The 13,676-nt window shown below is 62.7% G+C and carries 6 protein-coding genes and 3 rRNA genes; 7 read left to right on the plus strand and 2 right to left on the minus strand.

Annotated features, from left to right (window positions below):
• Nucleotides 1-244: 244 nt before the first annotated feature.
• The 4 genes from FFF93_RS02900 (at nucleotide 245) to FFF93_RS02915 (ending at nucleotide 6,376) form a co-directional block, all read left to right on the plus strand.
• Nucleotides 245-1,771: ribosomal RNA gene (locus FFF93_RS02900) — 16S ribosomal RNA — on the plus strand.
• A gap of 493 nt (nucleotides 1,772-2,264) precedes the next feature.
• A 23S ribosomal RNA gene (locus FFF93_RS02905) occupies nucleotides 2,265-5,388 on the plus strand.
• Between the two features lie 228 nt (nucleotides 5,389-5,616).
• Nucleotides 5,617-5,733, plus strand: a 5S ribosomal RNA gene (rrf, locus tag FFF93_RS02910).
• Together the 16S, 23S and 5S rRNA genes form the textbook arrangement of a ribosomal RNA operon.
• 145 nt (nucleotides 5,734-5,878) lie before the next feature.
• Entirely contained in the window at nucleotides 5,879-6,376 is a 498-nt protein-coding gene (locus FFF93_RS02915; protein ID WP_138770240.1) for a hypothetical protein, read from the plus strand.
• Between the two features lie 159 nt (nucleotides 6,377-6,535).
• Here the strand turns inward: FFF93_RS02915 and FFF93_RS02920 are convergent, their stop codons facing one another.
• Both FFF93_RS02920 and FFF93_RS02925 read right to left on the minus strand, forming a co-directional pair.
• A complete protein-coding gene (locus FFF93_RS02920; protein WP_138770239.1) occupies nucleotides 6,536-7,567 on the minus strand; it encodes a LacI family DNA-binding transcriptional regulator in 1,032 nt (343 codons plus the stop codon).
• Nucleotides 7,568-7,569: 2 nt separating this feature from the next.
• Nucleotides 7,570-9,306, minus strand: coding sequence for an alpha-amylase family glycosyl hydrolase (locus FFF93_RS02925; protein ID WP_138770238.1), 1,737 nt, complete (start codon nucleotides 9,304-9,306; stop codon nucleotides 7,570-7,572).
• Between the two features lie 324 nt (nucleotides 9,307-9,630).
• Here FFF93_RS02925 and FFF93_RS02930 point away from each other — a divergent pair, with 324 nt between their 5' ends.
• From FFF93_RS02930 to FFF93_RS02940, 3 genes are all read left to right on the plus strand, one after another.
• A complete protein-coding gene (locus FFF93_RS02930; protein ID WP_138770237.1) occupies nucleotides 9,631-10,929 on the plus strand; it encodes a maltose ABC transporter substrate-binding protein in 1,299 nt (432 codons plus the stop codon).
• Nucleotides 10,930-11,061: 132 nt separating this feature from the next.
• Complete coding sequence (locus tag FFF93_RS02935) at nucleotides 11,062-12,714, plus strand: ABC transporter permease subunit (protein ID WP_138770236.1); 1,653 nt, start codon at nucleotides 11,062-11,064, stop codon at nucleotides 12,712-12,714.
• Nucleotides 12,711-13,676, plus strand: coding sequence for a sugar ABC transporter permease (locus tag FFF93_RS02940; RefSeq protein ID WP_138770235.1), 966 nt, complete (start codon nucleotides 12,711-12,713; stop codon nucleotides 13,674-13,676). Before FFF93_RS02935 ends, FFF93_RS02940 begins: the two co-directional genes overlap by 4 nt.

The following is a 13,676-nucleotide window of genomic DNA, read 5'->3' on the forward strand; positions in this document are numbered from 1 at the left end:
AGTTTGAAAAGTTGCTCCGGAGCGATCCTCGACTGGTTTTGTGGTTGTGGTGGTGCCGGGTGTGTCTGTTGTTTGAGAACTCAATAGTGTGCCAAGTTTGTTGATACCAATTTATTGTATTGAATTGGTTGATTGTGCCGGATCCGCCACCCCGTGGATGGGTCCGGTGTTTTTAGCTGGTTTCAAATTTTGTGCATTGTGTGCATCCCGTTTTCCCGGGGGCGCATGGTGTGTCTGTTTTACTTCAACGGAGAGTTTGATCCTGGCTCAGGATGAACGCTGGCGGCGTGCTTAACACATGCAAGTCGAACGATGATCCGGTGCTTGCACCGGGGATTAGTGGCGAACGGGTGAGTAACACGTGAGTAACCTGCCCTTAACTCTGGGATAAGCCTGGGAAACTGGGTCTAATACCGGATATGACTCCTCATCGCATGGTGGGGGGTGGAAAGCTTTATTGTGGTTTTGGATGGACTCGCGGCCTATCAGCTTGTTGGTGAGGTAATGGCTCACCAAGGCGACGACGGGTAGCCGGCCTGAGAGGGTGACCGGCCACACTGGGACTGAGACACGGCCCAGACTCCTACGGGAGGCAGCAGTGGGGAATATTGCACAATGGGCGCAAGCCTGATGCAGCGACGCCGCGTGAGGGATGACGGCCTTCGGGTTGTAAACCTCTTTCAGTAGGGAAGAAGCGAAAGTGACGGTACCTGCAGAAGAAGCGCCGGCTAACTACGTGCCAGCAGCCGCGGTAATACGTAGGGCGCAAGCGTTATCCGGAATTATTGGGCGTAAAGAGCTCGTAGGCGGTTTGTCGCGTCTGCCGTGAAAGTCCGGGGCTCAACTCCGGATCTGCGGTGGGTACGGGCAGACTAGAGTGATGTAGGGGAGACTGGAATTCCTGGTGTAGCGGTGAAATGCGCAGATATCAGGAGGAACACCGATGGCGAAGGCAGGTCTCTGGGCATTAACTGACGCTGAGGAGCGAAAGCATGGGGAGCGAACAGGATTAGATACCCTGGTAGTCCATGCCGTAAACGTTGGGCACTAGGTGTGGGGGACATTCCACGTTTTCCGCGCCGTAGCTAACGCATTAAGTGCCCCGCCTGGGGAGTACGGCCGCAAGGCTAAAACTCAAAGGAATTGACGGGGGCCCGCACAAGCGGCGGAGCATGCGGATTAATTCGATGCAACGCGAAGAACCTTACCAAGGCTTGACATGGGCCGGACCGGGCTGGAAACAGTCCTTCCCCTTTGGGGCCGGTTCACAGGTGGTGCATGGTTGTCGTCAGCTCGTGTCGTGAGATGTTGGGTTAAGTCCCGCAACGAGCGCAACCCTCGTTCCATGTTGCCAGCGCGTAATGGCGGGGACTCATGGGAGACTGCCGGGGTCAACTCGGAGGAAGGTGGGGACGACGTCAAATCATCATGCCCCTTATGTCTTGGGCTTCACGCATGCTACAATGGCCGGTACAAAGGGTTGCGATACTGTGAGGTGGAGCTAATCCCAAAAAGCCGGTCTCAGTTCGGATTGGGGTCTGCAACTCGACCCCATGAAGTCGGAGTCGCTAGTAATCGCAGATCAGCAACGCTGCGGTGAATACGTTCCCGGGCCTTGTACACACCGCCCGTCAAGTCACGAAAGTTGGTAACACCCGAAGCCGGTGGCCTAACCCCTTGTGGGAGGGAGCTGTCGAAGGTGGGACTGGCGATTGGGACTAAGTCGTAACAAGGTAGCCGTACCGGAAGGTGCGGCTGGATCACCTCCTTTCTAAGGAGCACCTACAACAACCTCACCCCGTGTATGCGGGTGTGGTGGTGTTGTCAGGAGTACGCCCGTTGCGCAGACGATTGTTCTGCGGCGGGTGCTCACGGGTGGAATATCAACAAATAGCGGCCGCCGGTTTCCTGCCGGCACCCAGTACGGATGCTGTTCCCTCTTGAGGGGGCGTGTCCTGGAACGGTGCGGACGGGGGATAAGCGGTTTAGTGTTTGGCACACTGTTGGGTCCTGAGACAACAGGACCGGGGTTTTCCCCGGGACTTGTGTTTCTGGTTTCCCGGCTGCAGCGAGCACACGGTTTGCCCTTTTGTGGGTGCGTGTGGGGTGTGTGGTACGGGGTTGTTGTTTGAGAACTACATAGTGGACGCGAGCATCTTTTATAAGAAGCAATTTCCAAGAATATGAACCTGGATCTGTCCTTGCGCCTTTGGGTGTGGGGGTGGTTTTCATGGTTCTCTCGAAATTACTCCTTGATCTTTTGTGGTCAAGTTTTTAAGAGCACACGGTGGATGCCTTGGCATTAGGAGCCGAAGAAGGACGTAGGAATCTGCGATAAGCCTGGGGGAGTCGATAACCGGACTGTGATCCCAGGGTGTCCGAATGGGGAAACCCCGCCAGACGCGCGAGTGATCTGGTGACCCGCATCTGAACACATAGGGTGCGTGGAGGGAACGCGGGGAAGTGAAACATCTCAGTACCCGCAGGAAGAGAAAACAATAGTGATTCCGTCAGTAGTGGCGAGCGAACGCGGATCAGGCTAAACCGTTCCATGTGTGATAGCCGGCGGGCGTTGCATGGTCGGGGTTGTGGGACTTTCCGTTCTGTCTCTGCCGGGACAGTGGGGTGAGAGCATGTGCATAGGTGAACGGTCTTGAAAGGCCGGCCAGAGAGGGTGTGAGCCCCGTAACCGAAATGTAGTGTGCCGCCTGGGAAGTATCCCAAGTAGCACGGGGCCCGAGAAATCCCGTGCGAATCTGTCAGGACCACCTGATAAGCCTAAATACTCCCTAATGACCGATAGCGGACCAGTACCGTGAGGGAAAGGTGAAAAGTACCCCGGGAGGGGAGTGAAACAGTACCTGAAACCGTGTGCTTACAATCCGTCGGAGCAGCCTTGTAGTTGTGACGGCGTGCCTTTTGAAGAATGAGCCTGCGAGTTAGTGTTACGTCGCGAGGTTAACCCGTGTGGGGAAGCCGTAGCGAAAGCGAGTCTGAACAGGGCGTTGCAGTGGCGTGATCTAGACCCGAAGCGAAGTGATCTACCCATGGCCAGGTTGAAGCGACGGTAAGACGTCGTGGAGGACCGAACCCACTTCAGTTGAAAATGGAGGGGATGAGCTGTGGGTAGGGGTGAAAGGCCAATCAAACTTCGTGATAGCTGGTTCTCCCCGAAATGCATTTAGGTGCAGCGTTGCGTGTTTCTTACCGGAGGTAGAGCTACTGGATGGCTAATGGGCCCTACAAGGTTACTGACGTCAGCCAAACTCCGAATGCCGGTAAGTGAGAGCGCAGCAGTGAGACTGTGGGGGATAAGCTTCATAGTCGAGAGGGAAACAGCCCAGACCACCAACTAAGGCCCCTAAGCGTGTGCTAAGTGGGAAAGGATGTGGAGTTGCGAAGACAACCAGGAGGTTGGCTTAGAAGCAGCCATCCTTAAAAGAGTGCGTAATAGCTCACTGGTCAAGTGATTCCGCGCCGACAATGTAGCGGGGCTCAAGTACACCGCCGAAGTTGTGGCATTCAGATATTAGCTAAGCCCTTGTGGTTCAGGCGTCTGGATGGGTAGGGGAGCGTCGTGTGGGCAGTGAAGTCGCGGTGGAAACCAGCGGTGGAGCCTACACGAGTGAGAATGCAGGCATGAGTAGCGAAAGACGGGTGAGAAACCCGTCCGCCGAATGATCAAGGGTTCCAGGGTCAAGCTAATCTGCCCTGGGTAAGTCGGGACCTAAGGCGAGGCCGACAGGCGTAGTCGATGGACAACGGGTTGATATTCCCGTACCGGCGAAAAACCGCCCATGCTGAACAGGGGATACTAACCGCCCGAGACCTGCCCGATCACCCTTGTGGTGTGAGGGTTTTGGTGGAGCGCGGGACCTGATCCTGGGAGGCAAGCGTATTAACAGGTGTGACGCAGGAAGGTAGCCGAGCCGGGCGATGGTTGTCCCGGTCTAAGGATGTAGGGCGAACGGTAGGCAAATCCGCCGTTCATGATGCCTGAGACCCGACGGGACCCCCGTATGGGGGGATTCGGTGATCCTATGCTGCCTAGAAAAGCATCGACGCGAGGTTTTAGCCGCCCGTACCCCAAACCGACACAGGTGATCAGGTAGAGAATACTAAGGCGATCGAGAGAATTATGGTTAAGGAACTCGGCAAAATGCCCCCGTAACTTCGGGAGAAGGGGGGCCCCTATCGTGATGGACACTAGCTGTCCGGAGCGTGCAGGGGCCGCAGAGACCAGGGGGAAGCGACTGTTTACTAAAAACACAGGTCCGTGCGAAGTCGCAAGACGATGTATACGGACTGACTCCTGCCCGGTGCTGGAAGGTTAAGAGGACCGGTTAGCCGCAAGGCGAAGCTGAGAATTTAAGCCCCAGTAAACGGCGGTGGTAACTATAACCATCCTAAGGTAGCGAAATTCCTTGTCGGGTAAGTTCCGACCTGCACGAATGGAGTAACGACTTCCCCGCTGTCTCAACCATAAACTCGGCGAAATTGCAGTACGAGTAAAGATGCTCGTTACGCGCAGCAGGACGGAAAGACCCCGAGACCTTTACTATAGTTTGGTATTGGTGTTCGGAGTGGCTTGTGTAGGATAGGTGGGAGACGTTGAAGCCCGGACGCCAGTTCGGGTGGAGTCATCGTTGAAATACCACTCTGGTCACTTTGGACATCTAACTTCGGCCCGTAATCCGGGTCAGGGACAGTGCCTGATGGGTAGTTTAACTGGGGCGGTTGCCTCCTAAAAAGTAACGGAGGCGCCCAAAGGTTCCCTCAGCCTGGTTGGCAATCAGGTGTCGAGTGTAAGTGCACAAGGGAGCTTGACTGTGAGAGAGACATCTCGAGCAGGGACGAAAGTCGGGACTAGTGATCCGGCGGTACATTGTGGAATGGCCGTCGCTCAACGGATAAAAGGTACCTCGGGGATAACAGGCTGATCTTGCCCAAGAGTCCATATCGACGGCATGGTTTGGCACCTCGATGTCGGCTCGTCGCATCCTGGGGCTGGAGTAGGTCCCAAGGGTTGGGCTGTTCGCCCATTAAAGCGGTACGCGAGCTGGGTTTAGAACGTCGTGAGACAGTTCGGTCCCTATCCGCTGCGCGCGCAGGAAATTTGAGAAGGGCTGTCCTTAGTACGAGAGGACCGGGACGGACGAACCTCTGGTGTGTCAGTTGTACTGCCAAGTGCACCGCTGATTAGCTACGTTCGGATGGGATAACCGCTGAAAGCATCTAAGCGGGAAGCTCGCTTCGAGATGAGATTTCCATACACCTTGTGTGTGAGAGGCCCCCAGCCAGACCACTGGGTTGATAGGCCGGATGTGGAAGCGAGGACTAACGACTCGTGAAGCTGACCGGTACTAATAGGCCGATAACTTACACCACACACCCCCTTCCGTGAACGGATTCAAAAGACGTTCACACCATGGAAGAGGGGACAAAGAAACAAGACTGCTTGCGTCCACTATGTGGTTCCCAAACAACAAACCCGTCACCAGACGAAACGTTGCACAGGAACCGACAACAAAATAACAACACCACAAATGTTGTAACCACAGATTTCCCACCCAGGGAAACCCCCGTCACGGGGGCCCGCGGGTGCGGACACAGGGTTACGGCGGTCATAGCGTGGGGGAAACGCCCGGTCCCATTCCGAACCCGGAAGCTAAGACCCACAGCGCCGATGGTACTGCACCCGGGAGGGTGTGGGAGAGTAGGTCACCGCCGGACATACATTAGGTCGAGAGCCTCCAACCACCAGGTTGGAGGCTCTCCCCCTTTAACCACCAAAACACCATCCCGTCCGAGCCCACGGAGCGTCGGGAGCGGCACTGGCATCCAGGGCGGAGCGCCGGGCCTTGTAGAGTTGGTTCCCATGGAAAACCTCTTCAGTCACGCCGCGGCAACCCCGGAACCCGAGCCGGCAGGGGGCCTGGAGCCGGTGGTGTGCACCGTCGTCGTCCCCGGCGCGGTCGCGAGGGCCTTTGTCGGGTTTACCGAGCACACACATCTCTGGTGGCCGCTCGAGGACCACAGTGTGTACGGAACGGGCTCCTACGTGGAGTTCGAGGAGAACCTGATTCTTGAAACGGCGGAAGACGGCCGGACCGCCATCTGGGGCACGATCGATGACTGGCAGCCCCCGCTGTCCTTCCACGCCAGCTGGCACCCCGGCACACAGGCCCTGTGGTCCACCGAGCTGCGCGTCGCCTTCCGGGCCGTGGAGGGTGGCACGGAGCTGCGTTTGGTACAGAGTGGCTGGGAGGGCGCCCAGGACCCGGCAGCCGCGCGTGCGGAGTACCAGGCCCGCTGGCCCGGCGTGCTGCAGAGGTTCGTCCGTTTCATGGGCGGACAGGCGCCGGAACTCCTGTAACGCGGCGCTCCAGCCCGGTTCGTAGCGGCTGAAGCTTACCGGGCCCCGACGGTCAGCTGAGTTTAGGCCGTTTGCGGGCGGCCGGAACCACCCGGCGAAGGGGCAACCGGTCTGGAACGGCATTGCCCGCCGTCCTGGAAGCCTGGAACTGCAGTACAGCTAGCGCAGCGGAGCGGCGTCGACCGGGGGAACGGCAGTGCTGGAGCGGATCACGAAACTGGTCGGATACTCGGTGTCGGCCGCCGCGGTGTCCGTGCCGCCGTCGAGCCCTGCCAGTAGCCGTCGGACCGCCATGGCGCCCTGGCCCCGGGGATCCTGGTCGATGGTCGTCAGGCCGAACAGCTCACCCAGTTCGTGGCCGTCGATGCCGATGACCGACAGGTCGTAGGGAACGCGGAGGCCGAAGTCGCGGGCGGCGAGGATGGTGCCGATCGCCATCTCGTCGGACGCGGCGAACACCGCGGTGGGCCGCTCCGGGGAACTGCCCAGCAGCTGCCGCGCACTGGCGTAGGCGCCCTGGATGGTGAAGTCGGCGGAGACCAGCCATTCCGGACGGATGGGCAGGCCGGCGTCCCGCATGGCCTTGGTGAAACCACCCTGGCGGGTGCCCGGCAGCCGGAAGTCCTTCTCGTACGCCGCATCGCCGGTCATATGCGCGATCCTGCTGTGGCCGAGCTGGATCAGGTGCCGGGCCGCGGCTTCGGCGATGCCTGAATCGTTGATCCGGATCGTCGAGGCCCCCGGCAGGGGCCCGCCGATCCCGACGATGGGCCGGTGGATGGCAAGCAGTTGCTGGATCTCGGCCTCGCTGAGCTCCAAAGACACGGCGATGACCGCGTCCACGCGCTTGCGCAGCAGGAAGTCGTTGAGGACGCTGTGCCGGCGCTCCTCGCCCTCACTGACGTTGTAGAGCGTGAGGTCGTAGCCGGCGTCCAGCAGGGTGGCGGAGACGCCTTCCACTACCGAGGAGAAGAACCAGCGGTGCACGGAGGGAACCACGACGCCAACGTTGTGGTTCCGCCCGGACGCCAGGCTGGAGGCGTGGTAGGAGAGCACAAACCCCAGTTCGGCCGCGGCTGCCTGGGCACGCTCGCGGCTCTGGGTTGAGACGTTGCCCTTGCCGCTCAAGGCGCGCGAAACGGTGGCGATGGAGAGGCCGGCCCGTTCCGCGACGTCCTTGATGCCGGGCATTTTCAGCTCTCCGTGTCCTCGATGTAGATATCCAGCCAAACAGTTTCACCTGAGCTTAACCGATGGGTAGCCCCGTCAGGTTCGGACGACGCTGCGCTGCGCAGCAGCACCTCGCCGGCGGGCAGTTCGACGGAATCCGGCCCGACGTTCATCAGCACCGCAGTGGTGCCGTTCAGGTAGGCCAGCGACGTGTCCGTGCACCAGTCTTCGAGCCAGGCGAGGGAGCCCTCGCCCAGGCCGAGCTCGCGCCGGAGTCCCAGCATCCGCCGGTACAGGTTCAGGTGCGACGCCGGCGACGCGGCCTGCGCGTCGCGGGCCAGCGCCGCGAAGCTCGCGGGCTGGGGCAGCCAGGGGTCGGCTCCGGCGCCGAAACCCGCGTGGGCTTCGGCGGAACGCCACGGCAGCGGAACCCGGCAGCCGTCCCGGCCCAGCCGCTCGCCGTCGGTGCGCCCGAAGGTAGGGTCCTGGCGCTGGTGGTCGGGGATGTCGATGCCGTCGGGCAGCCCGAGCTCCTCGCCCTGGTACAGGTAGGCGCCGCCGGGCAGGCCCAGCATGAACATCGAGGCTGCGGCCGCGCGGGAGCGACCGAGCTCCTCGTCCGGCTGCACATCGGCCGGGCCGATGCCGTCGCCGTCGCGGGGCGCCGGACCGTCGTAGCCGAAACGGGTGGCGTGGCGGACGACGTCGTGGTTGGACAGCACCCAGGTGCTGGGGGCTCCGACGGCGTCCAGGGCGGTCAGCGAGTCCGTGATGACTCCGCGCATGCGGTGCGCGTCCAGGCCGGCGTGCAGGTACGGGAAGTTGAAGGCCTGGTGCATCTCGTCCGGGCGGACCCAGTCGGCCAGCCGGGGGAGCGGGTCCACGTTGGCCTCGGCGCAGAGGATCCGGTCGGGGCCGTATTCGGCCAGGATCCGGCGCCAGGTGCGGTAGATGTCGTGCAGCGCCGGCTGGCCGAACATCGGGGCCTCGTGCCCGGGGAAGCCGTGCGAGCTGTTGCCGTCGGCGCGCCCGCCCCACTCCGGCAGGCCCGGGGCCTTGACGAGCGCGTGCGCCACGTCGACGCGGAAGCCGGAGACCCCGCGGTCCAGCCAGAAACGCAGGACGCGCTCGAACTCGGCGTGGACGGCGTCGTTGTCCCAGTTGAAGTCCGGCTGGGAGGTGTCGAACAGGTGCAGGTACCACTGGCCGGGGGTTCCGTCCGGTTCGGTGATCCGGGTCCAGGCCGGTCCGCCGAAGTGTGACTGCCAGTTGTTCGGCGGCTCGTCGCCGGACTCGCCGCGGCCGTCACGGAAGATGAACATGTCCCGTTCCGGGCTGCCCGCGGGGGCGGCCAGCGCCGCCTGGAACGCGGTGTGCTGGTCCGAGCAGTGGTTGGGCACCAGGTCCACGATCAGCCGCAGGCCGAGGCGGGTGGCCTCGGCCATCATCGCGTCGAAGTCGGCCAGGGTGCCAAACAGCGGATCGACGTCGCAGTAGTCGCTGACGTCGTAGCCGGCGTCGCGCTGCGGGGAGCGGTAGAACGGCGAGAGCCAGACGGCGTCGATGTCCAGCTCCGCGAGCTGGGGCAGTTCGGCGGTGATGCCGGCAAGGTCGCCGACGCCGTCGCCGTTCAGGTCCCGGAACGAACGCGGGTACACCTGGTAAATGACGGCGGAACGCCACCACCCGGGGGTGTGGTCTGCGGCATGCACCAGGGTCAAGGGGCTGGCCAGGGCGGAGAGGACTGAATCAACGGACATGCCGGTAATCGTAAGGCCCGCACGCCGAAATTGAAAACGCTTCCAGTTGCCGCGCGCCGCCGTGCCGAATTCACGCTCCCCGCCGAATCCCCGGCCAAAGACGGCATCCGGTCCCTGTCTGCGCGGGTTCTCGGAATCTTTGGGAACGCGGTCGTGGTCGGCAGGGGGCGACACGCCCCGCTAGAATGACTTTCCAAAGCGTGCATCACCGTGTAGCTTGGAAGCGCTTGCAGCTGTGAGCCACATCACCGACGATGCCACCGGGCCCGAATCCAACCGATCGGGCCCAACGCGTGGATGCAGGATTTCATGAAAGGGACACCAATGAAGGTGCAGAACACCCTCACAACCGGGACCAGCCGCCGGGTCTTCACGGCCGGCGCGCTCTCCGTGGCCGCGGCGCTGGCACTGAGTGCCTGCGGCGGCGCGGCAGCCACCGCCCCGGCCACGGCCACCGCGAAGCCGGATCTCAAGTCCGCCGGCGCAGCCACGATCACCATGTGGGTCGACGCCGAGCGCTCGCCCGCGCTGAAGGACATCACCGCCAAGTTCCAGGCTGACACCGGAATCGAAGTAAAGCTCGTGGTCAAGGACTTCGCGGCAGTCCGCGACGACTTCATCACCCAGGTCCCCACCGGCAAGGGCCCGGACCTCATCGTCGGCCCGCACGACTGGGTAGGCAAGTTCGTCCAGAACGGCGTGATCGCCCCCGTCGAACTCGGCGACAAGAAGGCCGCCTTCCAGGATTCCTCCATCAAGGCCATGACCTACAACGGTTCGGTCTACGGCGTTCCCTACGCGATCGAGAACATCGCGCTGCTGCGCAACACCGCGATCGTGTCCGACGCGGCCAAGACCATGGACGAGGTCATCGCCAACGGCAAGAAGGCCGTCGCCGATGGCAAGGCCAAGTTCCCGTTCCTCGTCGGTATGGACCCGAAGCAGGGCGACCCCTACCACCTGTATCCGTTGCAGTCCTCGATGGGCTCGCAGGTCTTCGGCAAGGCTTCCGACGGCGGCTACGATCCGAAGCAGCTCCTCATCGGCGATGCCGCCGGCGTTGAGTTCGCCAAGAAGCTGGCCGCCTGGGGCGACGCCGGCGAGAAGATCATCAACTCCAACATCACCGGTGACATCGCCAAGGAGAAGTTCCTGGCCGGCGAGTCCCCGTACTTCCTGACCGGCCCGTGGAATGTCCCGGACGTGCAGAAGAAGGGCATCAAGTTCGCCGTCGACGCACTGCCCACCACGGGCAGCCAGCCGGCGCAGCCGTTCATCGGTGTCAACGGCTTCTTCATCAGTGCCAAGAGCGCCAACGCGCTGGCCACCAACGAGTTCGTGACCAACTACCTCACCTCCGAGGCGGCCCAGGACTCCATGTACAAGGCAGGCGGCCGCCCGCCGGCACTGAAGTCCTCCTTCGAGAAGGCTGCAAGCGACCCGGTTGTCGCGGCGTTCGGCAAGATCGGCGCCACCGGCGTTCCGATGCCGGCCATCCCGGAAATGAGCGCCGTCTGGGCTGACTGGGGAGCCACCGAGCTCTCCCTCATCAAGGGCCAGGGCGACCCCGCCGCTGACTGGGCCAAGATGGCAGCCAGCATCAAAACCAAAATCGGGGGCTAGCCCCCGCGCCGGTTCCTGACGCCTCGAGACCTGCGAGCAGCGCCAGGAACCGGCCAGCACCGGGCCGGGCGGATCAAACCGCCCGGCCCGTTCCTGCATCACCCCAGCTTCCCCCAAGGACTGAAGACAGCTATGCCAGAAACTGAACTCCGCGAGGGCCCCGGCCCCGACGCCGCGCCGGCAGCCAAGACCGCCGGCCCCTCCGTCCCCGGAAGGCAGCGCGGCACCTCCCGCCGACGTTTCGGCCCGGACGGCACCAAGGGGACGATCGCCAAAATCGTCCTGCTGGGCCTCGTGGATGCCGTGGCCGTCTACGTCCTGATGATGCTGTTCTTCAGCCACTCCTGGACGGTCCTGGCCGTCTCCGCCGTCGTCGTGCTGGCCATCAACTGGATCTACCTGCGCAAGGGCGGCCTGCCCGCGAAGTACCTCGCGCCCGGCGTGCTGTTCCTGTTGGTCTTCCAGGTCTTTGTGGTCTTGTTCAGCGGCTACATCGCCTTCACCAACTACGGCGATGGCCACAACAGCACCAAGGATGACGCGATCGCGGCCATCCAGCTCACCGCCCAGAAGCGCGTGCCCGACTCGCCGGCCTACAAGGCCGCCGTGCTCGCCAAAGACAACTCGTTCTACCTGCTCTTCACCGCCCCGGACGGCAAGGTCTCGCTCGGCAGCACCGACACCCCGCTGAAAAGCGTCGACGCCGCCGGCAAGGACTCGACCGGCAAGGCCAACGCCCTGGACGGCTACCGGACCCTGAACTTCCAGGAAATCGTGGCCAACCAGCAGCAGATCCTGGGCATCACCGTCCCGGTCTCCTCCGACCCGGCCGACGGCACGCTGCGCACCGCCGACGGCAGCAACGCCTACCAGTTCAAACCGGCCCTGAAGTACGACGCCGCCGCGGACACCTTCACCGACACCGACACCGGCGCCGTCTACCGCGACAACGGCAAGGGCGCCTTCGCCGCGGACAGCGGCGAGACGCTGTCCACCGGCTGGAAGATCGACGTCGGCATGGAAAACTTCGCCCGCGCGTTCACCGACCCGAGCCTGCGCGGTCCGCTCTTGGGCGTGATTCTCTGGACGTTCACCTTCGCTCTCGCCTCGGTCGCGCTGACCTTCGCCCTGGGCCTCTTCCTGGCCATCACGTTCAACCGCGAGGACCTCAAGGGCAAGAAGGTCTACCGGATCCTGATGATCCTCCCCTACGCCTTCCCCGCCTTCCTCACCGGCCTCGTCTGGTCCGGCATCCTGAACCCGGAGTTCGGCTGGCTCAACCAGACCCTGCTCGGCGGCGCCTCCATCGGCTGGCTTACCAACCCGGTGCTGGCCAAGATCAGCGTGCTAGTGGTCAACCTCTGGCTGGGCTATCCCTACATGTTCCTCGTCTGCACCGGCGCCCTGCAGTCGGTTCCCAGCGAGCTGGACGAGGCAGCCCGGATGGACGGCGCCGGCCCGTGGCGGGTGTTCCGTTCGATCAAGCTGCCGCTGCTGCTGGTCTCGATCGCGCCGCTGCTGATCTCGTCCTTCGCCTTCAACTTCAACAACTTCAACGTGATCTTCATGCTCACCGGCGGCGGTCCGCGCTTTGCGGACACCAACCGGGACATCGGCGCCACCGACATCCTGATCACCTTGGTGTACAAGGTGGCGTTCGGGCAGGGAACCGGCCGTGACTACGGCCTGGCCAGTGCACTGGCCATCATTATCTTCATCATCGTGGCCACCGTATCGGCCATCAGCTTCAAGCAGACCAAGGCACTCGAGGACGTGAACTCATGAACGGGTCAGCACCGCGCACCGCTCCGGCGGCACCCACCACGGACCACCCGACCGCCGCGGGGGGCGCCACCGACGTCGACTACCTCAAGTCGCTGCACCGCCGGCGCCCGTTCGGGGCCTGGTTCAAGGACAAGGGCTGGCGCCACCTGGTCGGCATTGTCGTCACCATCTTCGCCGTCTTCCCGCTGCTCTACGTGCTCTCGGCGGCCCTCAACTCCACCGGCACCCTGGTGGGATCCAACGCCCTGTTCAGCAAGATCGACTTCGGAAACTTCGCGGCGCTGTTCAACATCCCCTCCCGGCCCTTTGCCCGCTGGTTCCTCAACACCTTGGTGGTGGGCGGCGTAACCTCCGCCGCCACGGTGTTCCTCGGCGCGATGGCCGCCTACGCGTTCTCCCGGATGCGCTTCACCGGCCGCCGCGTGGGCCTGCTGAGCCTGCTCCTGCTCCAGATGTTCCCGCAGCTGCTGGCGGTCGTCGCCATCTTCCTGCTGCTCAGCGGCATCTCCGAGGTCATCCCGGCACTGGGCCTGGGCAGCCAGCTGGGCCTGATCATGGTCTACCTGGGCGGCGCCCTGGGCGTGAACACCTACCTGATGTACGGCTTCTTCAACACCGTGCCGAAGTCCCTGGACGAGGCAGCCAAGATCGACGGCGCCAGCCATACCCAGATCTTCTTCGGCATCATCATGCGCCTGGTCACCCCGATCCTGGCGGTCGTGGGACTGCTGACCTACATCGCCATCTCCGGTGAATTCGTGATTGCGTCCGTGGTGCTCACCGACCCGGACAGCCAGACCCTGGCCGTCGGCCTGTACTCTTTCGTGGCGCAACAGCGTTCCGAGAACTGGGGCGTGTTCGCGGCCGGCGCCGTGATCTCCGCCCTGCCGGTGATGGCGCTGTTCCTGTTCCTGCAGCGCTACATCGTCAGCGGGCTGACGGCGGGCTCGGTGAAGGGCTAG

Origin of the sequence: Arthrobacter sp. KBS0702 (genome assembly GCF_005937985.2) — a bacterium.
In the GTDB taxonomy this organism is placed as follows: domain Bacteria; phylum Actinomycetota; class Actinomycetes; order Actinomycetales; family Micrococcaceae; genus Arthrobacter.